This is a genomic window from Pseudomonas sp. JE3303 (genome assembly GCF_056312565.1).
In genome coordinates, this window is the sequence record NZ_JBWGIF010000014.1 from 82,106 (window position 1) to 104,264 (window position 22,159).

Consider the following 22,159-nt stretch of genomic DNA (forward strand, 5'->3'; position numbering starts at 1 on the left):
GGTGCCGAATTGATTGAGCACGCGCTCAGCGCTGAGCGCGTTTAAGACTGCTTGGAGGTCTAATTGAACAAAGACATGAAAATCCTCATCGTTGACGACTTCTCGACGATGCGGCGGATCATCAAGAACCTGTTGCGTGACCTGGGCTTCACCAATACCCAGGAAGCCGACGACGGCACCACCGCGCTGCCGATGCTTGAGAGCAGTCATTTCGACTTTCTCGTGACTGACTGGAACATGCCCGGCATGTCCGGTATCGACCTGCTGCGCAAGGTGCGCGCCGATGAGCGCCTCAAGCACCTGCCGGTACTGATGGTCACGGCCGAAGCCAAGCGCGACCAGATCATCGAAGCGGCGCAGGCCGGCGTCAACGGCTACGTGGTCAAGCCTTTCACCGCGCAAGTACTCAAAGAAAAGATCGAAAAGATCTTCGAACGCGTCAACGGCTGAGTCACGTCAGGGGGCGTCATGGAGTCAACACAATCGTCTTTGGGGGAGTTTGAATCGACCCTGAAGAAACACGCCCAGGAACTGGTCGAGAGCCTTGAACGGGGGCGCTTCGGCGAGGCGGTGCAGCTGATTCATCAGCTCAACCAGACCCGCGACCGTGGCCTGTACCAGGAAGTCGGCAAGCTCACCCGCGAGCTGCACAGTGCGATCGTCAGTTTCCAGATCGACCCGCGCATGCCGCAGGCCGAGGAAATGTCGCAGATCACCGATGCCACCGAGCGCCTGTCCTACGTGGTCAGGCTCACCGAGGGCGCGGCCAACCGGACCATGGACCTGGTGGAGGACAGCACGCCGGTGTTGAACTCGCTGGCGTCCGAGGCCCAGTCACTGAGCGTCGACTGGCAGCGCTTCATGCGCCGCGAGGTCGCGGCGCCGGAGTTTCGTGAGCTGGCCAAGCGCGTCGACAGTTTCCTGACGCGCAGCGAGGAGGGCAACCGCAAGGTCGCCGGGCATCTCAACGACATTCTGCTGGCCCAGGACTACCAAGACCTGACCGGCCAGGTGATCAAACGGGTGACGCAACTGGTCACCGATGTGGAAAGCAACCTGCTCAAGCTCGTGCTGATGGCCAGTCAGGTCGACCGGTTTGCCGGTATCGAACATGACCATGAGCAGCTGCGTGCTGAAAAAGATCAAGAAATACATCCGACTCGGGGTGAAGGTCCGCAGATTCATGCCGATAAGCGTGAAGACGTTGTGTCCGGTCAGGACGATGTCGACGATCTGCTGTCCAGCCTTGGTTTTTAGGGAGCACCTTTGATGAGTTTCGGCGCCGATGAAGAAATCCTTCAGGATTTCCTGGTAGAAGCCGGCGAGATCCTTGAGCAACTGTCCGAGCAATTGGTCGAGCTGGAAAGCCGGCCCGATGATGCCGACCTGCTCAATGCGATCTTTCGCGGTTTTCACACTGTAAAAGGGGGCGCCGGCTTCCTCCAGCTCAATGAGCTGGTGGAGTGCTGCCATATCGCCGAGAACGTGTTCGACATCCTGCGCAAGGGCGAGCGGCGCGTGGACGCGGAACTGATGGACGTGGTCCTGGAAGCTCTGGACACGGTCAACAGCATGTTTGGCCAGGTTCGCGAACGCAGCCCCGTCACACCGGCCACGCCTGAGCTGCTGGATGCCTTGGCGCGCCTTGCCGAGCCCGGCGCAGCCGCACCTGTGGTAGCGGCGCCGGTCATCGAGGCGCCCGCCGCCAGCGATGACATCACCGACACCGAGTTCGAGCAATTGCTCGACTCGCTCGATGCAATCAAGGCTCAGGCCCAGGCTGCCGAGCAGCTGCAAGGCGAGGTGCCTGGCGCCACCGCGGGTGACGAGATCACCGATGCCGAGTTCGAGTCGCTGCTCGACCAGCTGCACGGCAAGGGCCAGTTCGTGCCCGATGTCGTCAGCCCTGTCGTCGAGAAGACGCCCGCCGCGGCGCCTGTCGGGGACGAGATCACCGATGACGAGTTCGAGGCACTGCTCGACCAGTTGCACGGCAAGGGCACCTTTGCCGCCGATGCGCTGCCCGCAGCCAGCACCGCGCCTGCCGCTCCGGCCACCGGCAACCAAGCGCCCGCCGAGCACATCAGCGAGCACGAATTCGAAGCCTTGCTCGATGAGCTGCATGGCAAGGGCAAGTTTTCCGACAGCGCCGTGGCGAACGCCGCGCCTGCTCCTGCCGCCAAGCCACAGGCCGCCGCGCCAGCCAGGCCAGCCCCTGTCGCCAAGCCTGGGATACCGGCCCGTGCCGGTGCGCCTGGCGCCGAAAAGCCTGCGGTCAGCGAAGCGGAAACCACGGTGCGCGTCGATACCGCGCGCCTGGACGAAATCATGAACATGGTCGGCGAACTGGTGCTGGTGCGTAACCGCCTGGTGCGCCTGGGCCTGAACAGCGGCGACGAGGCCATGTCCAAGGCCGTGTCGAACCTGGACGTCGTCACCGCCGACCTGCAGACCGCGGTCATGAAGACGCGCATGCAGCCGATCAAGAAGGTCTTCGGGCGCTTCCCGCGGCTGGTCCGGGACTTGGCCCGCCAGCTCAGGAAAGAGATCAACCTGGAGCTGGTCGGCGAAGAGACCGACCTGGACAAGAACCTCGTCGAGGCCCTGGCCGACCCGCTGGTCCACCTGGTGCGCAACGCCGTGGACCATGGCATCGAATCCCCTGAAGAGCGCGAGGCCGAAGGCAAGGCGCGTGGCGGCAAGGTGGTGCTGTCGGCCGAGCAGGAGGGTGACCATATCCTGCTGTCGATCTCCGATGACGGCAAGGGCATGGACCCCAACGTGCTGCGTGCCAAGGCCGTGGAAAAGGGCCTGATGGACAAGGACGCCGCCGAGCGACTGAGCGAGTCGGACTGCTACAACCTGATCTTCGCCCCGGGTTTCTCGACCAAGACCGAGATCTCGGACGTGTCGGGCCGCGGTGTGGGCATGGACGTGGTCAAGACCAAGATCTCCCAGCTCAACGGCTCGATCAACATCTTCTCGGCCAAGGGCCAGGGTTCGAAGATCGTCATCAAGGTGCCATTGACCCTGGCGATCATGCCGACCCTGATGGTCATGCTGGGCAACCAGGCGTTTGCCTTCCCGCTGGTCAACGTCAACGAGATCTTCCACCTCGACCTGTCGCGCACCAACGTGGTCGACGGCCAGGAAGTGGTGATCGTGCGCGACAAGGCCTTGCCGCTGTTCTACCTCAAGCGCTGGCTGGTGCGCTCCGCTGCCCATGAAGAGCAGCGGGAAGGCCATGTGGTGATCCTGTCGGTCGGCACCCAGCGCATCGGTTTTGTCGTCGACCAGCTGGTCGGCCAGGAAGAAGTCGTGATCAAGCCGCTGGGCAAGATGCTCCAGGGCACCCCCGGCATGTCGGGCGCCACCATCACCGGTGACGGGCGCATTGCGCTGATCCTCGATGTACCGAGCATGCTCAAGCGTTACGCCGCCCGGCGTATTTGATTTCGGCGGCGTGACCTGGCGGTTGCGCCGTCCAATGGAGTGTTTATGGCAGTCAAGGTCCTGGTGGTGGATGATTCCGGTTTCTTCCGCCGGCGCGTCTCGGAAATTCTCTCGGCAGACCCGACCATCAAGGTGGTGGGGACTGCGGCCAACGGCAAGGAAGCGATAGACCAGACCCTGGCGCTCAAGCCCGATGTGATCACCATGGACTATGAAATGCCCATGATGGATGGCATCACCGCCGTGCGTCACATCATGCAGCGCTGCCCGACGCCCGTACTGATGTTCTCATCGCTCACCCACGAAGGCGCGCGCGTGACGCTCGACGCGCTGGATGCCGGTGCCGTGGATTACCTGCCGAAGAATTTCGAGGACATCTCGCGCAACCCGGACAAGGTCAAGCAGATGCTGTGCGAGAAGGTCCACACCTTGTCGCGCAGCAATCGCCGCTTCGGCGGCCTTGCCGCATCTGTGGCCGCCGCGTCCCCAGCCCCGGCGCCGAACGCTGCGGCGCCTGCCAGCAGCCTTGCCGGCGGTGCAGCCCTGCGCACGCCCATGGCCCCGGCCCGCAGCGCGGCGCCTGCACACGCACATTCGCCGGCACCCAAGCGCAAGCCTTACAAACTGGTCGCCATCGGTACCTCGACCGGCGGCCCTGTGGCCCTGCAGCGGGTGCTGACCCAGCTGCCGGTGAATTTCCCGGCGCCGATCGTGCTGATCCAGCACATGCCGGCGGCGTTCACCAAGGCTTTCGCCGAACGCCTCGACAAGCTCTGCCGCATCCGCGTCAAGGAAGCCGAAGACGGTGATGTACTGCGCCCGGGCCTCGCCCTGCTGGCGCCCGGTGGCAAGCAGATGATGGTCGACGGCCGCGGCACGGTGAAGATCCTCCCCGGTGACGAGCGCCTCAACTACAAGCCCTGCGTGGACATCACCTTTGGGTCGGCCGCCAAGTCCTATGGCGACAAGGTGCTCTCGGTGGTGCTCACCGGCATGGGCGCCGACGGGCGCGAGGGCGCGCGCCTGCTCAAGCAGGGCGGCAGTACCGTGTGGGCCCAGGACGAGGCGAGCTGCGTGATCTATGGCATGCCGATGGCGATCGTCAAGGCCAACCTGGCCGATGCGGTGTACAGCCTGGACGAGATCGGCAAGCACCTGGTCGAGGCGTGCGTCTGATGGATGTCCTGAGCCTCATCGGCATCATCCTCGCCTTTGTCGCCATCATCGGCGGCAACTTCCTCGAAGGTGGGCATATCTCGGCGCTGGTCAACGGCCCGGCGGCGCTGATCGTGCTGGGCGGTACCCTGGCGGCCTCGCTGCTGCAGTCGCCCCTGAGCGCGTTCAAGCGCGCCATGCAGATACTGATCTGGATCTTCTTCCCGCCGCGGGTCGACCTGGCCGGCGGTATCGACCGGGTCGTCAACTGGAGTCTCACGGCGCGCAAGGAAGGCTTGCTGGGCCTCGAAGGCGTGGCTGACGCGGAGCCCGACCCGTACGCTCGCAAGGGCTTGCAGCTGCTGGTCGACGGCGCCGAGCCAGAGGCTATCCGGAGCATTCTCGAAGTGGACTTTCTCACCCAGGAAAGCCGCGATATCCAGGCAGCCAAGGTGTTCGAAAGCATGGGCGGCTACGCGCCGACCATCGGCATCATCGGCGCGGTCATGGGCCTTATTCACGTGATGGGAAACCTGGCCGATCCGGCGCAGCTGGGCAGCGGCATCGCCGTGGCCTTTGTCGCGACCATTTATGGCGTGGCCAGCGCCAACCTGATCCTGCTGCCGGTGGCGAGCAAGCTCAAGGCCGTCGCCATGCGCCAGTCGCGCTACCGCGAGATGCTGCTCGAGGGCCTGCTGTCGATCGCCGAAGGTGAAAACCCGCGTTCTATCGAGCTGAAGCTGCAAGGCTTCATGGAGTAACGCATGGCCCGCCGTCGCAAGGTCGAAGAGCCCGAAAACCACGAACGCTGGCTGGTGTCGTACGCCGACTTCATCACCTTGCTGTTCGCGTTTTTCGTGGTCATGTATTCGATTTCCTCGATCAACGAGGGCAAGTACAAGGTGGTGTCCGAGGCGCTGCTCGGGGTGTTCAACGACCCCGCGCGGAGCATGAAGCCGGTTCCTGTCGGAGATGAGCAGCCGCTGAGCGTCAAGCCGGCGGAGCCGTTGATCAAGGACAGTGAGCAGCTTGACGCAGGCCTCGGGCAAATGGGCAGCGATGCGCTCAAGACCATTGCCGATGACGTCCGCGATGCTTTTGGCGACCTGATCAAGTCGGATCAGATGACAGTGCGCGGCAACGAGCTGTGGATAGAGATCGAGCTCAATTCTTCCCTGTTGTTCGGCAGCGGTGACGCCATGCCCAGCGACATGGCGTTCGCCATCATCGAGAAGGTGGCGAACATTCTCAAGCCCTTCGCCAACCCCGTGCATGTGGAGGGTTTCACCGACAACCGGCCGATCCGCACCTCCCAGTACCCCACCAACTGGGAGCTGTCGTCGGCACGGGCGGCAAGCATTGTCCGTCTGCTGGCCATGGATGGCGTGGATCCCGGGCGCATGGCCTCGGTCGGTTACGGCGAGTACCAGCCGGTGACCAGCAACGACACTGCCGAGGGCCGTGCGCGTAACCGCCGGGTCGTGCTGGTGATCTCTCGGAATCTTGAGGTGCGCCGCAGCCTGACCAGCTCGGGATCGGCAAATTCGACTCCGGATGCGGCATTGAGGCGGGCTGGCACACAAACTGCACCTGCATCGGCCATACCGACGGCTGGGGGCAATCCCGTCAATTCCCCGTCACCGACTTTTTAAAACCCGTTCCTGGCAGCGCAGGCGGCCCTGCCGGGAGGAAGCAACGCACGATGAGAGTCTGGGCAGTAGCCAATCAAAAAGGTGGTGTGGGCAAGACCACCACTTCGATCGCCCTGGCCGGCCTTCTGGCCGACGCGGGCAAGCGCGTGGTGGTGGTCGATCTGGACCCGCACGGGTCCATGACCAGTTATTTCGGGCATAACCCCGATGCGCTGGAGCACAGCTGCTACGACCTGTTCCTGCACAAGGGAGTAGTGCCCGAGGGGCTGCCGGGGCAACTGCTGCTGCCGACCAGCCATGAGCGCATCTCCCTGCTGCCGTCGAGCACGGCGCTGGCAGTGCTCGAGCGCCAGTCGCCGGGGCAGGGTGGTCTGGGCCTGGTGATCGCCAAGAGTCTGGCGCAGCTGTGGCAGGATTTCGACTACGCATTGATCGACAGCCCGCCGCTGCTCGGGGTGCTGATGGTCAATGCCCTGGCGGCCAGCCAGCAGTTGGTGATCCCGGTACAGACCGAGTACCTGGCGGTAAAGGGGCTGGAGCGGATGGTCGGGACCTTGGCGATGGTCAACAGGTCGCGCAAGCAGGCCTTGCCCTATCACATCGTACCGACGCTGTTCGACCGGCGCACCCAGGCCTCGCTGGGCACCTTGAAGGTGCTGCGCGACGGCTATCCGGAGCATCTCTGGCAAGGATTCATTCCGGTCGACACGCGCCTGCGCGATGCCAGCCGGGCCGGGCTCACGCCTTCTCAGTTCGACGGCAAGAGCCGCGGCGTGGTTGCCTACCGGGCGCTGCTCAAGCAGCTGCTGACATACAACAGCGCATTGCAGGTGGCCTGATGACACGTTCCACTCAGACGGCCACACGCCCGCAACTGGCGCTGCAGTCCTATCTCGATGGCTTGCTGCAGGAGGCGACCGAAGAACTCGATGCGCCCCTGGACATGCCTGCCGCCGCGCCTGAGGCACATCACGTGCCGACCGATGAATTCGAGGCCGCGGTCCGCGAGGAGCAGGCCCGCGATGCCCAGCCCGTGGTGACCGTGGTTGAAGCCGAGGTGGTCGCCCAGGCATGCGTGCCGGTACTGCTTGATTTGCAGGCACCCGCCGAACCGCTGGTCGACCTGCATCTGCCGGCCGGCCCCGCGGCGCCCGTGCCGCCGGCCACTTTCGACGGGCGCCCGGCCTGGGCGGCGGAGCCGTTCGAGTGCCTGCTGTTCGACGTCGCCGGGCTCACCTTGGCGGTGCCGCTGGTGTGCCTGGGCTCGATCTACACCCTGGCCGGGCAGGAGCTGACGCCGTTGTTCGGCCAGCCTGACTGGTTTCTCGGCATCCTGCCGTGCCAGGCGGGCAACCTGAAGGTGCTGGACACCGCGCGATGGGTCATGCCTGACCGCTACCGCGACGATTTTCGCCAAGGACTGCAATACGTGATTTCGGTGCAGGGCTACGAGTGGGGGCTGGCGGTGCATCAGGTCAGCCGTTCGCTGCGCCTGGACCCTGACGAGATCAAATGGCGCAGCCAACGGGGTCAGCGCCCGTGGCTGGCCGGAACCGTGATCGAACACATGTGCGCGTTGCTCGACGTCGCCGAGCTGGCCGAGCTGATCGCCAGCGGCGCCGTCAAGCAGATGCACATGAACCATAAATGAGAGTACACACCGCCCAAGGCGGATTTTGAGGGTTTGGGGAATGAAAAAGTCGTCTGCACAGGGTTCCGAGGATCCGATCCTGCAATGGGTCACCTTCCGGCTGGACAATGAGTCCTATGGCATCAACGTGATGCAAGTGCAGGAAGTGCTGCGTTACACCGAGATCGCGCCTGTACCGGGTGCGCCAAGCTACGTGCTGGGCATCATCAACCTGCGCGGCAACGTGGTGACGGTCATCGATACCCGCCAGCGCTTTGGCCTGATGCCGACCGAGGTGACTGACAACACTCGCATCGTGATCATCGAGGCCGACAAGCAGGTCGTGGGCATTCTGGTCGACAGCGTCGCCGAAGTGGTCTATCTGCGTCAGTCCGAAGTCGAGACTGCGCCGAACGTCGGTAACGAGGAATCGGCCAAGTTTATCCAGGGCGTGTGCAACAAGAACGGTGAACTGCTGATCCTGGTCGAGCTCGACAAGATGATGACCGAGGAAGAGTGGTCCGAGCTGGAGAACATCTGAGTTGATCTTCGAAGTTGCTGTCATCTTCCTGGCGCTGCTCTGGGCATTGAGCATGTGGTTCTTTCTCGGTTACACCAGGCGTCAGCGCGAGCTTGCCGCCGGGCTTGCCGCCGAGCAGGCCCAGCGCGATGCCCTGCGCGACCAGCGCATCAAGGATCTGGCCAAGCGTCTGGACGATTATCAGAACACCAACGTGCGCATGGGCGAAGCGCTGCACGAGCTGCGATTGGTGGTTGCGCCGCTGCCTGACAAGCTCCTGCAACTGGAGCAGCGTGACCCCAGCAGCCTTTCGTTCACCCAGGCTGCCCGCCTGGTAGGCATGGGCGCCAGCGTCGATGAGCTCACCCAGACCTGCGGCCTGACCCAGGCCGAAGCGCAGCTCATGAGCAGGATGCACCGGGGAGGGTGAGCCCTGCGTCTCAGGTCGGCGGCAGCAGCTGGCCTGGCGTCACATCGCGCGGCGCGGGTGTCTCGGCGACAAAACCTTCGGGCACCTTTCCACGCAGTTGCCAGGCAAAAGCGATGATTTCGGCGATGGTCAGGTACAGCGCCTCGGGGATCTGGTCGCCCAGCTCCAGGCGCGCGAGCAGGCGTACCAGCTCGGCATTTTCGTAGATCGGCACTTCATGCTGGCGGGCAATGGCCAGGATCGCCTCGGCCAACTCGTCGTCACCCTTGGCGCTGAGGGTGGGTGCCTGTTGACCGTCGTAGCTCAATGCGATGGCCTGGCGGGGCTGCTTGTCGATCATGCGGTTTCATCCACCCAGCGTTGTTCAAGACGGGTATGGGAGCCTTGTGGCGGTGTGCCGGGATGACATTCCAGCTCGCTCACGTTGAGCCCTCGCGCCAACAGGCGCGTGCGCAACTCGCCGAGCTGCTGGCCGATCAGTTGCGCCGTGGCCGGGCGTTCAGCCCAGAGCTGGCCACTGAGATTGCCTTGGGTCAGCTGGGCCTGGACTTGCAGTGGGCCCAAGGGACTGAGGTCGAACGCCAGCTCGATGCGCCACAGGGTGTGCAGCGGGTCGCGCTGTTCGCGTTGCGGGTCACGCTGCTGCTCCGGGGTTTCTTCGCGCTGCAGCTTGACCTGCAAGGGCACGAACTCCTGCCCGCTGCGCACCGGTATTTCTGTTTGCCAGGTGGTCTGCAGGTTGCCGCTATCGGTGGTACCGGTCTGTTGCAGGCTGGTCAGCTGGTGGCTTTGCAGGCGCGAAATAGCGGCGGCGGCAAGACGCAGCAATTGCTGCAGGTCGCCTTTCTCTTCGAGGTTCTGCAGCAGCCGCGAAGGTAGGGGGAAGCCGCCTGGCTGCGGGCGAGGGCTGACCTGGCCAAGCATGCCCAGGGCGCCGCGAACCGCTCCGGGCATGGCATGCGCCAAGGTGCTGGCCGCCGTGGCGGGATTGAATGGATTGCTGCCGGGCACGCCCGGCAACACTTGCGCCACCAGCCTTGCCATCTGCGCCTTGAGATCGCTGCCTGCCTGGGCACCAAGCCCGCCCAGCAGCTTGCCTTCAAGAAACGCGCCGCTGTTGCCCAGTGCCTGGGCCAGGCCCTTGGCATCGCTGAGCTGGCGCACATCCGGCAGGCTGGCCAACAGGCGTTCGGCGCTGGAGCGCACCTCGCCACTGGCGTCGGCGCCGACTTGCGCCAAGAGGTCCAGCAGCCCAGTCAACGAGGCCTGGCGACCTTGCTGGGCTGACAGGTGCTGGGCGATGGCCAACTGGTCCTGGCGGCCCGTCAAGGGCACGAAGCGCAACGACTGGTCCCCTTGCACCAAGGCACTGAGCAGGCTGCCTACCGCTAACGGCCGGGGACCGTCGACGGTCAGCGTCGCGCCAACCATGGCGCTGTTGAGCAGGCTGACCAGGGAGCGGAAACTGGCGGCTTCGCCATTGCCCTGGGGCAGCGCCTGGCTGGTCAGCACCTTGCCTTGCAGCAGCGTGCCGACCGGCACCTGGCGGGTGTCGAGGTGGGTCATCGTAGCGATATTACTGGTAGCGGCCTGCTGCAGGGCGATGTTCAGGCTGGTGCTGGCCGACTGGCTGACGACCAGTTGGCTGCCCTGGGGCAGCGGCTGGGCGGCGCTCGCCTGCACCTGGGCCTGGCTGCCATTGGCCAGCGTCAGGCGCAACAGCAGCTGGAAGTCCTGGCCGACCTGGCGCAGGGACAAGACCTGCGCGCTGGCAGTCTCTCCCGGCGCCAGCAGACCGGGCTGCGGTTGCAGCAGACGCAGCAGTTCACCGGTCATCGAAGCCTTGGTGGCCTGCTGAGTGACCGCGTTTTGCGCAGCGAGACTATTGATTTCCGTCATGATTGTATACAACCTGTGAAACCAGCCCTCTTGGCAGCGGGATGCCGCATGTATAATGCCGGCCGATCGTTCAGCGGCAGCTCCCTCCAGACAGCGGGGCATACGCCAATGCCAGTATAACGGCAGGGCCGAAGCCGACTTGAGACAGCCAATGCATAAGGCAGAACCGTGACCCTTCATCTCCAAGCCGTGGGCCTGGCCTGCGAGCGCGACTGGCGCATGCTCTTCGAGCACCTCGACCTGCAGTTGCAGGCCGGCGACATGCTGCAGGTCAGCGGACCCAACGGCAGCGGCAAGACCAGCCTGTTGCGCCTGCTGTCCGGCCTGATGCAGCCAACCGCAGGGCAGATCCTGCTCAACGGCCAGCCGCTGGCCGGGCAGCGCCACGAGCTTGCCAAGGCCTTGCTGTGGATTGGCCATGCCGCAGGGATCAAGGACCTGCTCAGCGCCGAAGAAAACCTGTCCTGGCTGTGCGCGTTGCACCAGCCCGCGACTACCGCGGCGATCTGGCAGGCGCTCGAGGCGGTAGGCCTGCGCGGATTCGAAGACGTGCCATGCCACACGTTGTCGGCAGGCCAACAGCGCCGGGTCGCTTTGGCGCGCCTGTACCTGGACAGCCCGCCGCTGTGGATTCTCGACGAGCCCTATACGGCTCTCGACAAGGACGGCGTGGCCCAGCTGGAGGCCCACCTGGCCGCGCACTGCGAGCAGGGCGGAATGGTCGTGCTGACGACCCACCACACGCTGGCGCGCATGCCTGGCGGTTATCGCGAGCTGAACCTGGGGCAGTGGGCCGCATGAGCGTCTTTGTCCTGCTGTTGCGCCGCGAAGCCCGGCTGCTATGCCGTCGGCCGGCCGAGCTGGCCAACCCGCTGGTGTTCTTTGCCATTGTCATTGCGCTGTTTCCGCTGGCGGTCGGCCCCGAGACACAATTGTTGCAAACCTTGTCGCCAGGATTGGTCTGGGTTGCTGCATTGCTGTCGGTGCTGCTTTCGCTGGACGGTCTGTTTCGCAGCGATTTCGAGGACGGCTCGCTGGAGCAGTGGGTACTGTCCTCGCACCCGTTGCCGCTGCTGGTGCTCGCCAAGGTGCTGGCGCACTGGATCTTTTCCGGGCTCGCGCTGGTATTGTTGGCGCCGCTGCTGGCGTTGATGCTGGGGCTGCCACCGGCCTGCCTGCCGGTGCTGCTGGCCTCGCTGCTGCTGGGCACGCCGGTGCTGAGCCTGCTGGGTGCGGTGGGGGCGGCGCTGACCGTCGGTCTCAAGCGCGGCGGCCTGCTGCTGGCACTGTTGATACTGCCGTTATATATCCCGGTGTTGATCCTGGGCAGTGGCGCCTTGCAGGCGGCGTTGCAGGCTATGCCGGCGACCGGTTATCTGCTCTGGCTCGGCAGCCTGACTGCCCTGGCCGTAACTCTGGCACCCTTTGCAATAGCGGCCGGCCTGAAGATCAGCGTCGGCGAATAACGAGGTCTGGGCGTGCGCGCCCAGCAAAGACCCTGGATGTACCGTGATGAAAATGAGCTGGACGTGGTTTCACAAGCTGGGCTCGCCGAAGTGGTTCTATGCCATCAGCGGCCGCATGCTGCCCTGGCTGGCCATCGCGGCCGTGCTCCTGCTGCTGGTCGGCGTGGTCTGGGGCCTGGTATTCGCCCCGCAGGACTACCAGCAGGGCAACAGTTTCCGCATCATCTATATCCACGTGCCGGCGGCGATGCTGGCACAGTCCTGCTATGTGCTGCTGGCGGTGGCTGGCGCGGTGGGGCTGGTGTGGAAGATGAAGATCGCCGACATCGCGCTGCAATGCGCAGCCCCCATCGGCGCCTGGATGACCGCCGTGGCGCTGGTCACCGGCGCGATCTGGGGCAAGCCGACCTGGGGCAGCTGGTGGGTCTGGGATGCGCGCCTGACGTCCATGCTGATCCTGTTGTTCCTGTACTTCGGGATCATCGCCCTGGGCCAGGCGATCAGCAATCGCGACAGCGCGGCCAAGGCGTGCGCGGTGCTGGCCCTTGTCGGAGTGGTGAATATCCCGATCATCAAGTACTCGGTGGAGTGGTGGAACACCTTGCACCAGGGCGCCACCTTCACCCTCACCGAAAAGCCCGCGATGCCGGCCGAGATGTGGCTGCCCCTGTTGCTCACGGTGCTGGGGTTCTACTGCTTCTTCGGCGCCGTGCTGCTGCTGCGCATGCGCCTTGAAGTGCTCAAGCGCGAGGCGCGCGCGAGTTGGGTCAGGGAGGAAGTCTTGAACAGCCTTGGCCGGGGGGCGGCGCGATGAGCTTTGCATCCTTCAGCGATTTTCTCGCCATGGGCCACCACGGTCTCTACGTCTGGTCGGCCTATGGCATCTGCCTGGCGGTACTGGCGCTCAATGTTGCAGCGCCCCTCCTGGCGCGGCGTCGCTACCTGCAAGAAGAGGCGCGTCGTCTGCGCCGGGAGAACCACCAGTGAATCCGCAGCGCAAGAAACGCCTGTTGCTTATCCTCGGCCTGGTGGCGGGTGTCGGCGTCGCCCTGGCCCTGGCCCTGAGCGCCCTGCAGGAAAACATCAACCTGTTCTACACCCCGACCCAGATCGCCAATGGTGAAGCCCCGCAGGACACTCGCATCCGTGCCGGCGGCATGGTCGAGAAGGGCTCGTTGCAGCGCTCCGGCGACTCGCTGGACGTGCGCTTCGTGGTCACCGACTTCAACAGATCGGTGCCGATCAGCTATCGCGGCATCCTGCCTGACCTGTTCCGCGAGGGGCAGGGCATCGTCGCCCTTGGCAAGCTCAACGCCGAGGGCGTGGTGGTGGCCGACGAGGTGCTGGCCAAGCATGACGAGAAGTACATGCCACCTGAAGTCACCAAGGCGCTGAACGAAAGCGGCCAAGCGGGAGCCCAGCCATGAACGCAGCCCTGTTGATCCCTGAGCTGGGCCAGTTGGCGATGATCCTGGCGATCTGCTTTGCCGTGGTCCAGGCGACCGTTCCGCTGTTTGGCGCCTGGCGCGGCGACAGCCTGTGGATGGGCCTGGCCCGGCCAGCGGCCTGGGGACAGTTCGCCTTCCTGCTGTTCGCCTTCGCCTGCCTGACCCACGCCTTCATGACCGACAACTTCTCGGTCGCCTATGTGGCCAGCAACTCCAACAGCGCCTTGCCCTGGTACTACAAGTTCAGCGCGGTGTGGGGCGCCCACGAGGGCTCGCTGCTGCTGTGGGCGTTGATTCTCGGTGGCTGGACCTTTGCGGTTTCGGTGTTCTCTCGCCAGCTGCCCCAAGTGATGCTGGCACGCGTGCTGGCGGTGATGGGGATGATCAGCGTGGGCTTCCTGGCGTTTCTGATCATCACCTCCAACCCCTTCGAGCGCTTGCTGCCGCAGGTGCCTACCGATGGGCGCGACCTCAATCCGCTGCTGCAGGACTTTGGCCTGATCGTTCACCCACCGATGCTCTACATGGGCTATGTGGGCTTCTCGGTGGCCTTCGCCTTCGCCATCGCGGCGCTGCTCGGCGGACGGCTGGATGCGGCCTGGGCGCGCTGGTCACGGCCGTGGACCATCGTGGCCTGGGCCTTCCTGGGGATCGGCATCACCCTGGGCTCGTGGTGGGCGTACTACGAGCTGGGCTGGGGCGGGTGGTGGTTCTGGGATCCGGTGGAAAACGCTTCCTTCATGCCTTGGCTGGTGGGCACGGCGCTGATCCACTCGCTGGCGGTCACCGAAAAGCGCGGCGTGTTCAAGAGCTGGACGGTGCTGCTGGCCATCGCGGCGTTCTCGCTGAGCCTGCTGGGTACCTTCCTGGTCCGCTCCGGGGTGCTGACGTCGGTGCATGCCTTTGCCTCGGACCCGGCCCGCGGCGTGTTCATCCTGATCTTCCTGCTGTGCGTGGTCGGCGGGTCGCTGACGCTGTTCGCCCTGCGCGCGCCGGTGGTGAAGAGCCAGGTCGGCTTTGCCCCGTGGTCACGCGAGACGCTGCTGCTGGCCAACAACCTGGTGCTGGTCGTGGCGGCCTCGATGATCCTCCTCGGCACGCTCTATCCGCTGATCCTCGATGCGCTCACGGGCGCCAAGCTGTCGGTCGGCCCACCGTATTTCGATGCCTTGTTCCTGCCGCTGATGGCGCTGCTGATGCTGGTGCTGGGCATTGGCGTGCTGGTGCGCTGGAAAGACACGCCCGGCAAGTGGCTAGCCGGCATGCTGACCCCGGTGCTGGTGGGCTGCGCCATCCTCGCGCCGCTCGGCGGGCTGCTGGTCGACGACTTCGACTGGCCCGTGCTGACCACCTTCGCCCTGGCAGCGTGGGTGATACTGGCCGGCGCGCGCGATATCGTCGACAAGACCCGTCACAAAGGGCTGGTCAAGGGCCTGCCCACGCTCACCCGCAGCTACTGGGGCATGCAACTGGCGCACCTGGGCCTGGCGGTCTGTGCGCTGGGCGTGGTGCTGTCGAGCAACAACAGCGCCGAACGCGACCTGCGCATGGCGCCGGGCGAGACAGTGGAGCTTGCCGGCTACCAGTTCGTCTTCGAGGGCGCCAAGCACTTCGAGGGCCCCAACTTCACGTCCGACAAAGGCACGGTGCGCGTTCTGGAAGAGGGACGCGAGATCAGCGTGCTGCACCCCGAGAAACGCCTGTACACCGTGCAGCAGTCGGTGATGACCGAGGCCGGTATCGATGCAGGCTTCACCCGCGACCTCTATGTCGCGCTCGGCGAGCCGCTGGACAATGGCGCCTGGGCCGTGCGCGTTCACGTCAAACCTTATGTCCGCTGGATCTGGCTGGGCGGTCTGCTGACCGGCCTGGGCGGTCTGGTGGCGGCCTTCGACCGGCGTTACCGGGTCAAGGTCAATGCCCGGGTGCGTGATGTACTAGGCCTGTCTGGAGCCACTGCATGAAGCGTTGGATCATGGTATTGCCGCTGGCGCTGTTCCTGCTGGTAGCGGTGTTTCTCTACCGGGGCCTGTACCTGGACCCGAGCGAGCTGCCGTCGGCAATGATCGGCAAGCCGTTCCCGGCGTTTTCCCTGGCCTCTGTGCAGGGCGACCGCACGCTCACCCAGGCCGACCTGATGGGCAAGCCTGCGCTGGTCAATGTCTGGGGCACGTGGTGCCCTTCATGCAAGGTCGAGCATCCGTATCTCAACCAGCTGGCGGAGCAGGGCGTAGTGATCCATGGCGTCAACTACAAGGACGACAACGCCGCGGCGCTCAAATGGCTACGCGATTTCCACAACCCCTACCAGCTCGACATCCGTGACGAGCAGGGCACCCTGGGCCTGGACCTTGGCGTGTACGGCGCGCCCGAAACCTTCTTGATCGATGCCAAGGGCGTGATCCGCTACAAGCATGTCGGCGTTGTCGACGCCACGGTCTGGCGGGAACAGCTGGCACCGCTCTATCAAGGCCTGGTCGACGAGGCCCGGCCATGAGGCGCTGGCTGGCGGTGGCCGTGCTTTCCCTGGGGCTGGGTGGCGTGACCCAGGCGGCCATCGACACCTACAAATTCGCCGACGATGCCGAGCGCGAGCGCTATCACCAACTGACCAAGGAACTGCGCTGCCCCAAGTGCCAGAACCAGGACATCGCCGACTCCAACGCGCCGATCGCCGCGGACCTGCGTCGTGAGATCTTCCGCATGCTTGGCGAGGGCAAGAGCAATCAGCAGATCGTCGACTTCATGGTCGACCGCTATGGTGATTTCGTGCGCTACAAGCCCGCGCTCACCGGGCGCACCTGGTTGCTCTGGTTTGGTCCCGGGATCCTGCTGGTGGGCGGCTTCGTGGTGCTTGCCGTGATCGTGCGCCGCCGTCGGAGCCAGGCCATTGTTGGCAGTACCGAGCTGTCCCTGGATGAACGCGAGCGTCTCGCCAAACTGCTGGATAAAGAACGCCCCCATGATTGATTTCTGGCTTTGCGCAGGCCTGCTGTTGCTGGCAGCCCTGGGTTTCCTGTTGATCCCCGTGCTGCGTGGCCGCCGCCAGCAGCATGAAGAAGACCGCACCGCACTGAACGTGGCCCTGTACCAGGAGCGTGTGGCTGAACTGGCCGCCCAGCATGAGGCAGGAGTGCTCGATGCCGGTCAACTGGACAGGGGCCGCGACGAGGCGGCCCGTGAGCTGCTGGCCGACACCGAAAATGCCGAGTCCGCCCGCCATGGCCGACTGGGCCGACCGCTGCCCTTGCTGGTGGCGATGCTTGTCCCCCTGGTGGGGTTGGGCGTGTACCTGCATTTTGGCGCTGCCGACAAGGTCGAGTTGACCCGCGAGTTCGCCGAGGCGCCAAAGAACATGCAGGACATGACCACGCGCCTGGAGCGCGCCGTTGCGGCCCAGCCCGGTTCGGCCGAGGGCTTGTACTTCCTTGGCCGTGCCTACATGGCCGACCAGCGCCCAGCCGATGCCGCCAAGGCCTTCGAGCGCGCCGTGGCCGTGGGCGGGCGCCAGCCCGAGCTGCTCGGGCAATGGGCCCAGGCGTTGTATTTTGCCAACGGCAAGCAGTGGAATCCGCAGCTGCAGGCGTTGAGCGACGAGGCGCTGAAGGCTGATCCCAAGGAAGTCACCAGCCTGGGCCTGCTCGGTATCGCCGCCTTCGAGGGCGAGCGATACCAGGAAGCCATTGGCTACTGGCAGCGGCTGCTGGCGCAGCTGCCCGAGGGCGACGCCTCACGCGCCGCACTGCAGGGCGGTATCGACCGCGCCGCCGAAAAGCTTCAGGTATCGGGCGGCGCGCCTGTCCAGGCGGTGCGGCTGAAAGTGCGCGTGGAGCTCGCGCCAGCGCTCACCGACAAGGTCAAGCCCGATGACACGGTGTTCATCTTCGCCCGTGCCAGCAATGGCCCACCCATGCCCCTGGCGGCCAAGCGCGTCACGGTTGCGCAATTGCCGATCGACGTAGAGCTGAGCGACGCCGATGCGATGCTGGCCCAGATGAAACTGTCCGACTTTGCCGAAGTCCAACTGGTTGCACGCGTTTCCCGTGCCGGCCAGCCCACCCAAGGCGAATGGATCGGCCAGAGCGCAGCGCTGCCCAGCACCACCCAGGCGGCGCAACACCTGATCATCGACAGCCCCGATCCGTAAGCCTGATTTCAAGAGAGCCGCGCCATGAACAACGCCGTCCGCCTGACCCTGCTGACCCTCGTGATGGGGCTCAGCGCGTGTACGGTGCACCAGCAGCCAGCGGAGCGGCCGCTGCCGCCGATCGAGACCGCTCCGCCGCCCACGGGGCCGGTGGTCAAGCCATTGCCGGGCAAGAAGCCGTCCACGCCAGTGGTTACCCCAGCACCCAAGCCTATGCCGCGCACTTCTGCAAGCTTCGCCCCGCCACCTGGGGGTGCCAGCCATTGGGACCCCAAGCTTGGGGTTTACGTGCTAGAGAAGAAGACCAATACCTTCTACCGGCAGCGCACTTACTACCGCTGGAACGACGGATGGAGTTGGTCGACCAGTCCTGATGGTCCTTGGCAGGACACTGACAGTAGTGGTGTGCCAGGTGGGCTGGGGCGGGCGTTCGCGCAGTAGTTTGGGCTGCGGATAAGCAGGGCGGTCTTGAGAGACAGCATGAGCAGCGAACTGCACGTCATCGATATCCAGGAAGGCGACGGCAAGACCGTGGTAAAGGGTGCCCTGATCACCACCCAGTACACCGGCTGGCTGGCCGACGGCAGTGAGTTCGACTCCTCCTGGTCGCGGGGCAAGCCGTTTCAGTGCGTGATCGGCACAGGCCGCGTCATCAAAGGATGGGACCAAGGGCTCATCGGCATGCGCGTAGGCGGCAAGCGCAAGCTGCAGGTACCGGCGCACCTGGCCTACGGCGAACGCACAGTCGGCGCGATCCCGCCCAATTCCGACCTGACCTTCGAGATCGAGCTCTTGGAAGTGCTGACCCGCGACGACTGACCCCGTGACTCGATACCGAAACATTCCCCGTTTAAAGTCCCGTTTGCGCCAGGACGGCACCCCATGATGAACCAATTGCCCGTTTGACACTCTGAACCTGGCTCGCTTCCACGGAGTGGAAGCCTGACAACAAGGTCTCGCGGCGCCCGCCGCGAGTGGGTCAGGTGGGGCATTCATCTCAATCAGCCGCCAGAGTCTGCCGCCATGAAGCTGCCTTCGTTCGTTGTCCGTCATCGCCATCTACTGCTGGGCGCAGCGCTTGCCGCCGCCGTCGCGCCATTGGCGTTCGAAGTGATGGAAAGCCGCGCGGAGCCGGTCGACGGCACCCAGACCCTGGTGTTCCTGCGCCATGCCGAAAAACCCGGTGAAGGCCTGGGGCAGCTCAACTGCCAAGGTCTGAACCGAGCCCTGGACCTGGCAACAGTGCTGCCAGAAAAATTCGGCAACGCAGATTATGTGTTCGCCGCCAACCCCTCACGCCATGTCGAGGAAGGCAGTCGCGACGACAGCTACAGCTACATCCGTCCGCTGATGACCATCAGCCCGAGCGCGATCAAGCTGGGCTTGCCGGTGAATATCGACTTCGGCGCCAACGATACAGACGATCTGGCCGAAGAGCTGATGAGCGACAAGTACCGCAACGCGACGGTCTATACCGCCTGGTCGCACGGTTACCTGCCTGACCTGATCAATGCTGTGGCCGGCAAGGCACTGGGCGAAAAGCGGGTCATCACCGACAACTGGAACGGCGAGGACTTCGACTCGCTGTATGTGATCACCCTGACCTGGCGCGACGGCAAGGCGAGCATGCTGAGCCGCAACTATCGCCAGGGCCTGGACGGCGGCGCGCAGACCTGTCCTAGCTGAGAAGCGCTGTCGCGCTGCCATTTTGATACCGCCGCCGTACCTGTGGGGCTTGCCATCCACCATAAAATCTCCCACAGGCACGCGCCGGCCTTGTAGAAACTGACTCCTTTTAGCTATTACCGCCCGAAGCGCATCGGCCAACCGACAACTTTCTTCGCCCGGGGCGTCGCGTAGGTCCTGACCTTCGACGTGCTCAACCCCAGCCGTACCAACGACTCGGCGATGGTCACCGCCGCGCTGACCCCATCCACCACCGGCACACCGGTACGCTGGCGGATCTGCTCATCCAGCCCGGCCATGCCGCCGCAACCCAGGCAGATGACCTCGGCCTTGTCATCGCGCACCGCCCGTTCGGCCTGGCCGACGATGGCTTCCACCGCACGCTGCGGGTCGGCTTCGAGCTCCAGCACCGCAAGGCCGCTGGCGCGCACCGAGGCGCAGCGGTCGTACAGGCCCGACAAACGCAGACGGTCCTGGATCAGCGGCACGGTGCGATCCAGGGTAGTGACCACCGAGTAGGCATGGCCCAGGTACATCGCGGTGCTGGCGGCGGCGTCGGTGATGTCCACCACGGGAACATTCAGCAGCTCTTGCAAGCCTTCGCGGCCATGCTCGCCATAGCCGGCCTGGATCACGGCGTCATACGGTTCCTCATAAGCCATGACTCGGTCCATGACGGCGATCGCGGCAAGGTAGCTCTCGAAATTGCCTTCGACCGATTCGGCACCAAACCATGGGGTCAGGCCGACGATCTCGGTACCTGGCGCGGCGACGCTGCGGGCCTGTTCGGCAATGGCCTCGGTGATGGCTTCGGTGGTGTTTACGTTGACGATCAGAATGCGCATGAACGGCTCTCCGCAATCAATGGCTGCTGGGGTCGACGGCAATGCACTCGCCGCTGACGTCGTGATACTGGGCGTGGCGCGGCGCAACCAGCAGGTAGATCGCGGCGGCGATGCCTGCCCCTATCAGCCAGGAGAACGGCGCCACGCTGTGGAAATTGGGTATCAGCGCCAGCACGATGGCCAACGCCGCGGCCGGTATGAAAGCTGCGATGGCGCGTGGGTTGACGCCACGGCGGTAGTGATAGGCGCAACTGGGATGCTCGCTGTACAACTCGGGCACGTTGACCCGGCCTTTGCGTAGCAGCCAGTAGTCGGCCATGATCACGCCGTACAGCGGGCCAAGGAGGGCGCCCAGGCCCGACAGGAAGTAGACGATCACCAGCGGGCTGTTGTACAGGTTCCAGGGCAGGATGAGCACCGCCAGGGTGGCGCTGATCAGCCCGGCTCGACGGAAGTTGAGATGGCGCGGCGCCAGGTTGCTGAGCACGAAGGCAGGGGCCACGAAGTTGGCCATGATGTTCACCGCCACGGTGACGATCAGGAACGCCAGGCAGCCCAGCACCAGGAACAACGTGTGCGGGATGGTGGCGACGATCTGGGTCGGGCTGTCGATGATCTGGCCGTTGATCTTGAACTGAGCGCCGCACAGCACCACGCTGATCACCGCGAAGACCAGGATGTTCACCGGCAGGCCCCAGAAGTTGCCTACGCGAATGGTCTTGCGGCATGGCGAGGAACGGGCGAAGTCGCAGAAGTTGAGCACCAGGGTCCCGTAGATCGCCAGCCACAGTGCACCGCCGGCGAAGATGTTGCGCCACATCTCGAAGCCGGTCAGCGGCTCGTTCACCGACCAGGCGATCCGCGCATCCGCCTGGAAGTACATCCAGCCGGCAAGGCTGGCCACGGTCAACAGGATCACGGGGCCGGCAAAAGCCTCGTAGCGACGCACCATCTCCATGCCGTAGGCAAGAATCACCAGCTGTACCAGCCAGATCGCCACGAAGCACACCCAGCCCAGGCTCGACAGGCCCAGGATACTGTTGTGGTCGTACGCGGCCACCTGTGGCCAGACGGCGGTGAGCAACACTCGCAACACCACCGAGGCGAGATAGGTCTGGATGCCGAACCAGGCGATGGCGATCACCGCGCGAATCAGCGCCGGGATCTGCGCGCCATGGATGCCGAAGGCGATGCGGCTGATCACCGGAAACGGTACGCCGGTCTTTTGTCCCATGTAGCCCGAGAGGTTCATGAAGAAGTACACCAGCACCGCGCCGATCGCCAGTGACAGCAGTATCTGCCAGCCACCCAGTCCCAAGGCGAACAGGCCCATGGCGAAGGAATAGTTGGCGATGTTGTGCACGTCGTTGGTCCATAGCGCAAAGATGCTGTAGCGCCCCCAGCGACGTCCTTCGAGGCGGGTCGGGGCCAGGTCACTGTTGTGCAGGCGCGGGCTCAGCTCCACCGTCGGTGGCGCGCCGCTGAAGGTGGAAGAGGGGCTGGTGCTGGCAACGGAAAGTTCAGGGGCAAGGTCGAGACTGTTACTCATTCGTCAGGCTCCTGATGCGTGCGGACTGCGATAGAGCGGGCATGCGCACGGGCGCGCCATCTCGTCGGTGCAGGCGTTGGCATCACTGGGTCGGGCTGTGCGCGCCTGGCCTGGAGGCCAGGGCGCGCAGCATTGTGTGTGTATGTTTTGTTCGATTTGTATACAAAACACGTAGACCCTAAAGCCAATTCCATGCCAGGGAACTTTCACCGAAAAATATACTGCGAATCGGTTTTAGCCACTAAGTTACTTAACTTGATGAAATTCAGACGTTATAAA

General features: G+C 64.4%; 26 protein-coding genes. 22 read left to right on the top strand and 4 right to left on the bottom strand.

Annotation, left to right across the window (positions count from 1 at the left end; genetic code table 11):
* Positions 1-75: 75 nt before the first annotated feature.
* From AC0ZZU_RS19830 to AC0ZZU_RS19875, 10 genes are read left to right on the top strand one after another with little or no spacing between them, the layout of a single operon-like run.
* Positions 76-450 carry a chemotaxis response regulator CheY gene (locus tag AC0ZZU_RS19830; protein ID WP_476342942.1) on the top strand — a complete coding sequence of 125 codons (375 nt, stop codon included), beginning with the start codon at positions 76-78 and terminating at the stop codon, positions 448-450.
* An 18-nt stretch (positions 451-468) separates the two neighbouring features.
* The gene (locus AC0ZZU_RS19835) at positions 469-1,257 is read left to right on the top strand and encodes a protein phosphatase CheZ (RefSeq protein ID WP_476342943.1); all 789 of its coding nucleotides are present in this window, start codon (positions 469-471) and stop codon (positions 1,255-1,257) included.
* 12 nt (positions 1,258-1,269) lie between these two features.
* Complete coding sequence (locus AC0ZZU_RS19840; RefSeq protein WP_476342945.1) at positions 1,270-3,453, top strand: chemotaxis protein CheA; 2,184 nt, start codon at positions 1,270-1,272, stop codon at positions 3,451-3,453.
* Between the two features lie 45 nt (positions 3,454-3,498).
* Entirely contained in the window at positions 3,499-4,629 is a 1,131-nt protein-coding gene (locus AC0ZZU_RS19845) for a protein-glutamate methylesterase/protein-glutamine glutaminase (protein WP_476342947.1), read from the top strand.
* The gene (locus tag AC0ZZU_RS19850; protein WP_476342948.1) at positions 4,629-5,369 is read left to right on the top strand and encodes a flagellar motor protein; all 741 of its coding nucleotides are present in this window, start codon (positions 4,629-4,631) and stop codon (positions 5,367-5,369) included. The genes AC0ZZU_RS19845 and AC0ZZU_RS19850 overlap by 1 nt, the downstream gene beginning before the upstream one ends.
* Before the next feature lie 3 nt (positions 5,370-5,372).
* On the top strand, positions 5,373-6,260 hold the full coding sequence (gene motD / locus AC0ZZU_RS19855) for a flagellar motor protein MotD (RefSeq protein ID WP_476342950.1): 888 nt from the start codon (positions 5,373-5,375) through the stop codon (positions 6,258-6,260).
* A 50-nt stretch (positions 6,261-6,310) separates the two neighbouring features.
* On the top strand, positions 6,311-7,099 hold the full coding sequence (locus AC0ZZU_RS19860) for a ParA family protein (RefSeq protein WP_476342951.1): 789 nt from the start codon (positions 6,311-6,313) through the stop codon (positions 7,097-7,099).
* Positions 7,099-7,911, top strand: coding sequence for a CheW domain-containing protein (locus AC0ZZU_RS19865; RefSeq protein ID WP_476342952.1), 813 nt, complete (start codon positions 7,099-7,101; stop codon positions 7,909-7,911). Before AC0ZZU_RS19860 ends, AC0ZZU_RS19865 begins: the two co-directional genes overlap by 1 nt.
* Positions 7,912-7,951: 40 nt before the next feature.
* Complete coding sequence (locus AC0ZZU_RS19870; RefSeq protein WP_158460343.1) at positions 7,952-8,431, top strand: chemotaxis protein CheW; 480 nt, start codon at positions 7,952-7,954, stop codon at positions 8,429-8,431.
* Position 8,432: 1 nt separating this feature from the next.
* Positions 8,433-8,840, top strand: coding sequence for a DUF2802 domain-containing protein (locus AC0ZZU_RS19875; protein ID WP_476342953.1), 408 nt, complete (start codon positions 8,433-8,435; stop codon positions 8,838-8,840).
* Between the two features lie 10 nt (positions 8,841-8,850).
* Here AC0ZZU_RS19875 and AC0ZZU_RS19880 read toward each other — a convergent pair whose 3' ends face one another.
* Positions 8,851-9,180, bottom strand: a complete 330-nt coding sequence (locus tag AC0ZZU_RS19880; protein ID WP_476342954.1) for an EscU/YscU/HrcU family type III secretion system export apparatus switch protein — start codon at positions 9,178-9,180, stop codon at positions 8,851-8,853.
* Positions 9,177-10,739, bottom strand: coding sequence for a flagellar hook-length control protein FliK (fliK, locus tag AC0ZZU_RS19885; protein ID WP_476342955.1), 1,563 nt, complete (start codon positions 10,737-10,739; stop codon positions 9,177-9,179). Before fliK ends, AC0ZZU_RS19880 begins: the two co-directional genes overlap by 4 nt.
* A 168-nt stretch (positions 10,740-10,907) precedes the next feature.
* On the opposite strand from fliK, the gene ccmA reads away from it, so the two are divergent.
* The 12 genes from ccmA to AC0ZZU_RS19945 all read left to right on the top strand — a co-directional run bounded on the left by ccmA (position 10,908) and on the right by AC0ZZU_RS19945 (position 19,486).
* A complete protein-coding gene (gene ccmA / locus AC0ZZU_RS19890) occupies positions 10,908-11,540 on the top strand; it encodes a cytochrome c biogenesis heme-transporting ATPase CcmA (RefSeq protein WP_476342956.1) in 633 nt (210 codons plus the stop codon).
* Entirely contained in the window at positions 11,537-12,205 is a 669-nt protein-coding gene (gene ccmB / locus AC0ZZU_RS19895) for a heme exporter protein CcmB (RefSeq protein ID WP_158460350.1), read from the top strand. The genes ccmA and ccmB overlap by 4 nt, the downstream gene beginning before the upstream one ends.
* Before the next feature lie 46 nt (positions 12,206-12,251).
* The gene (locus AC0ZZU_RS19900; RefSeq protein WP_476342957.1) at positions 12,252-13,019 is read left to right on the top strand and encodes a heme ABC transporter permease; all 768 of its coding nucleotides are present in this window, start codon (positions 12,252-12,254) and stop codon (positions 13,017-13,019) included.
* The gene (ccmD, locus tag AC0ZZU_RS19905) at positions 13,016-13,192 is read left to right on the top strand and encodes a heme exporter protein CcmD (protein ID WP_476342958.1); all 177 of its coding nucleotides are present in this window, start codon (positions 13,016-13,018) and stop codon (positions 13,190-13,192) included. The genes AC0ZZU_RS19900 and ccmD overlap by 4 nt, the downstream gene beginning before the upstream one ends.
* Entirely contained in the window at positions 13,189-13,632 is a 444-nt protein-coding gene (gene ccmE, locus AC0ZZU_RS19910) for a cytochrome c maturation protein CcmE (protein WP_476342959.1), read from the top strand. The genes ccmD and ccmE overlap by 4 nt, the downstream gene beginning before the upstream one ends.
* An 11-nt stretch (positions 13,633-13,643) precedes the next feature.
* Positions 13,644-15,617: a heme lyase CcmF/NrfE family subunit gene (locus AC0ZZU_RS19915; RefSeq protein WP_476343100.1), complete on the top strand. Its 1,974-nt coding sequence runs from the start codon at positions 13,644-13,646 to the stop codon at positions 15,615-15,617.
* Entirely contained in the window at positions 15,614-16,150 is a 537-nt protein-coding gene (locus AC0ZZU_RS19920) for a DsbE family thiol:disulfide interchange protein (protein ID WP_476342961.1), read from the top strand. The genes AC0ZZU_RS19915 and AC0ZZU_RS19920 overlap by 4 nt, the downstream gene beginning before the upstream one ends.
* Entirely contained in the window at positions 16,147-16,623 is a 477-nt protein-coding gene (locus AC0ZZU_RS19925; RefSeq protein ID WP_476342962.1) for a cytochrome c-type biogenesis protein, read from the top strand. Before AC0ZZU_RS19920 ends, AC0ZZU_RS19925 begins: the two co-directional genes overlap by 4 nt.
* On the top strand, positions 16,616-17,800 hold the full coding sequence (ccmI, locus tag AC0ZZU_RS19930) for a c-type cytochrome biogenesis protein CcmI (protein ID WP_476342964.1): 1,185 nt from the start codon (positions 16,616-16,618) through the stop codon (positions 17,798-17,800). The genes AC0ZZU_RS19925 and ccmI overlap by 8 nt, the downstream gene beginning before the upstream one ends.
* A 24-nt stretch (positions 17,801-17,824) precedes the next feature.
* On the top strand, positions 17,825-18,241 hold the full coding sequence (locus tag AC0ZZU_RS19935; RefSeq protein ID WP_476342966.1) for a hypothetical protein: 417 nt from the start codon (positions 17,825-17,827) through the stop codon (positions 18,239-18,241).
* A 39-nt stretch (positions 18,242-18,280) separates the two neighbouring features.
* Positions 18,281-18,619: an FKBP-type peptidyl-prolyl cis-trans isomerase gene (locus AC0ZZU_RS19940; protein ID WP_476342967.1), complete on the top strand. Its 339-nt coding sequence runs from the start codon at positions 18,281-18,283 to the stop codon at positions 18,617-18,619.
* 204 nt (positions 18,620-18,823) lie between these two features.
* Positions 18,824-19,486, top strand: a complete 663-nt coding sequence (locus tag AC0ZZU_RS19945) for a histidine phosphatase family protein (RefSeq protein ID WP_476342968.1) — start codon at positions 18,824-18,826, stop codon at positions 19,484-19,486.
* Positions 19,487-19,602: 116 nt separating this feature from the next.
* On the opposite strand, the gene AC0ZZU_RS19950 is transcribed toward AC0ZZU_RS19945, so the two are convergent.
* Positions 19,603-20,331, bottom strand: coding sequence for an aspartate/glutamate racemase family protein (locus AC0ZZU_RS19950; protein WP_476342969.1), 729 nt, complete (start codon positions 20,329-20,331; stop codon positions 19,603-19,605).
* A gap of 16 nt (positions 20,332-20,347) precedes the next feature.
* The gene (locus AC0ZZU_RS19955) at positions 20,348-21,880 is read right to left on the bottom strand and encodes an NCS1 family nucleobase:cation symporter-1 (RefSeq protein ID WP_476342970.1); all 1,533 of its coding nucleotides are present in this window, start codon (positions 21,878-21,880) and stop codon (positions 20,348-20,350) included.
* Positions 21,881-22,159 lie beyond the last annotated feature (279 nt).

Bases quoted from the DNA above. Each gene is read 5' to 3' on its own strand.
- AC0ZZU_RS19925 (WP_476342962.1), top strand. From the start codon at position 16,147: ATGAGGCGCTGGCTGGCGGTGGCCGTGCTTTCCCTGGGGCTGGGTGGC.
- AC0ZZU_RS19860 (WP_476342951.1), top strand. From the start codon at position 6,311: ATGAGAGTCTGGGCAGTAGCCAATCAAAAAGGTGGTGTGGGCAAGACC.
- AC0ZZU_RS19870 (WP_158460343.1), top strand. From the start codon at position 7,952: ATGAAAAAGTCGTCTGCACAGGGTTCCGAGGATCCGATCCTGCAATGG.
- AC0ZZU_RS19865 (WP_476342952.1), top strand. From the start codon at position 7,099: ATGACACGTTCCACTCAGACGGCCACACGCCCGCAACTGGCGCTGCAG.
- ccmB (WP_158460350.1), top strand. From the start codon at position 11,537: ATGAGCGTCTTTGTCCTGCTGTTGCGCCGCGAAGCCCGGCTGCTATGC.
- AC0ZZU_RS19850 (WP_476342948.1), top strand. From the start codon at position 4,629: ATGGATGTCCTGAGCCTCATCGGCATCATCCTCGCCTTTGTCGCCATC.
- AC0ZZU_RS19935 (WP_476342966.1), top strand. From the start codon at position 17,825: ATGAACAACGCCGTCCGCCTGACCCTGCTGACCCTCGTGATGGGGCTC.
- fliK (WP_476342955.1), bottom strand. From the start codon at position 10,739: ATGACGGAAATCAATAGTCTCGCTGCGCAAAACGCGGTCACTCAGCAG.
- AC0ZZU_RS19835 (WP_476342943.1), top strand. From the start codon at position 469: ATGGAGTCAACACAATCGTCTTTGGGGGAGTTTGAATCGACCCTGAAG.
- motD (WP_476342950.1), top strand. From the start codon at position 5,373: ATGGCCCGCCGTCGCAAGGTCGAAGAGCCCGAAAACCACGAACGCTGG.
- AC0ZZU_RS19900 (WP_476342957.1), top strand. From the start codon at position 12,252: ATGAAAATGAGCTGGACGTGGTTTCACAAGCTGGGCTCGCCGAAGTGG.
- AC0ZZU_RS19940 (WP_476342967.1), top strand. From the start codon at position 18,281: ATGAGCAGCGAACTGCACGTCATCGATATCCAGGAAGGCGACGGCAAG.
- AC0ZZU_RS19830 (WP_476342942.1), top strand. From the start codon at position 76: ATGAAAATCCTCATCGTTGACGACTTCTCGACGATGCGGCGGATCATC.
- AC0ZZU_RS19955 (WP_476342970.1), bottom strand. From the start codon at position 21,880: ATGAGTAACAGTCTCGACCTTGCCCCTGAACTTTCCGTTGCCAGCACC.
- AC0ZZU_RS19945 (WP_476342968.1), top strand. From the start codon at position 18,824: ATGAAGCTGCCTTCGTTCGTTGTCCGTCATCGCCATCTACTGCTGGGC.
- AC0ZZU_RS19880 (WP_476342954.1), bottom strand. From the start codon at position 9,180: ATGATCGACAAGCAGCCCCGCCAGGCCATCGCATTGAGCTACGACGGT.
- AC0ZZU_RS19840 (WP_476342945.1), top strand. From the start codon at position 1,270: ATGAGTTTCGGCGCCGATGAAGAAATCCTTCAGGATTTCCTGGTAGAA.
- ccmI (WP_476342964.1), top strand. From the start codon at position 16,616: ATGATTGATTTCTGGCTTTGCGCAGGCCTGCTGTTGCTGGCAGCCCTG.
- AC0ZZU_RS19920 (WP_476342961.1), top strand. From the start codon at position 15,614: ATGAAGCGTTGGATCATGGTATTGCCGCTGGCGCTGTTCCTGCTGGTA.
- AC0ZZU_RS19950 (WP_476342969.1), bottom strand. From the start codon at position 20,331: ATGCGCATTCTGATCGTCAACGTAAACACCACCGAAGCCATCACCGAG.
- AC0ZZU_RS19845 (WP_476342947.1), top strand. From the start codon at position 3,499: ATGGCAGTCAAGGTCCTGGTGGTGGATGATTCCGGTTTCTTCCGCCGG.
- ccmD (WP_476342958.1), top strand. From the start codon at position 13,016: ATGAGCTTTGCATCCTTCAGCGATTTTCTCGCCATGGGCCACCACGGT.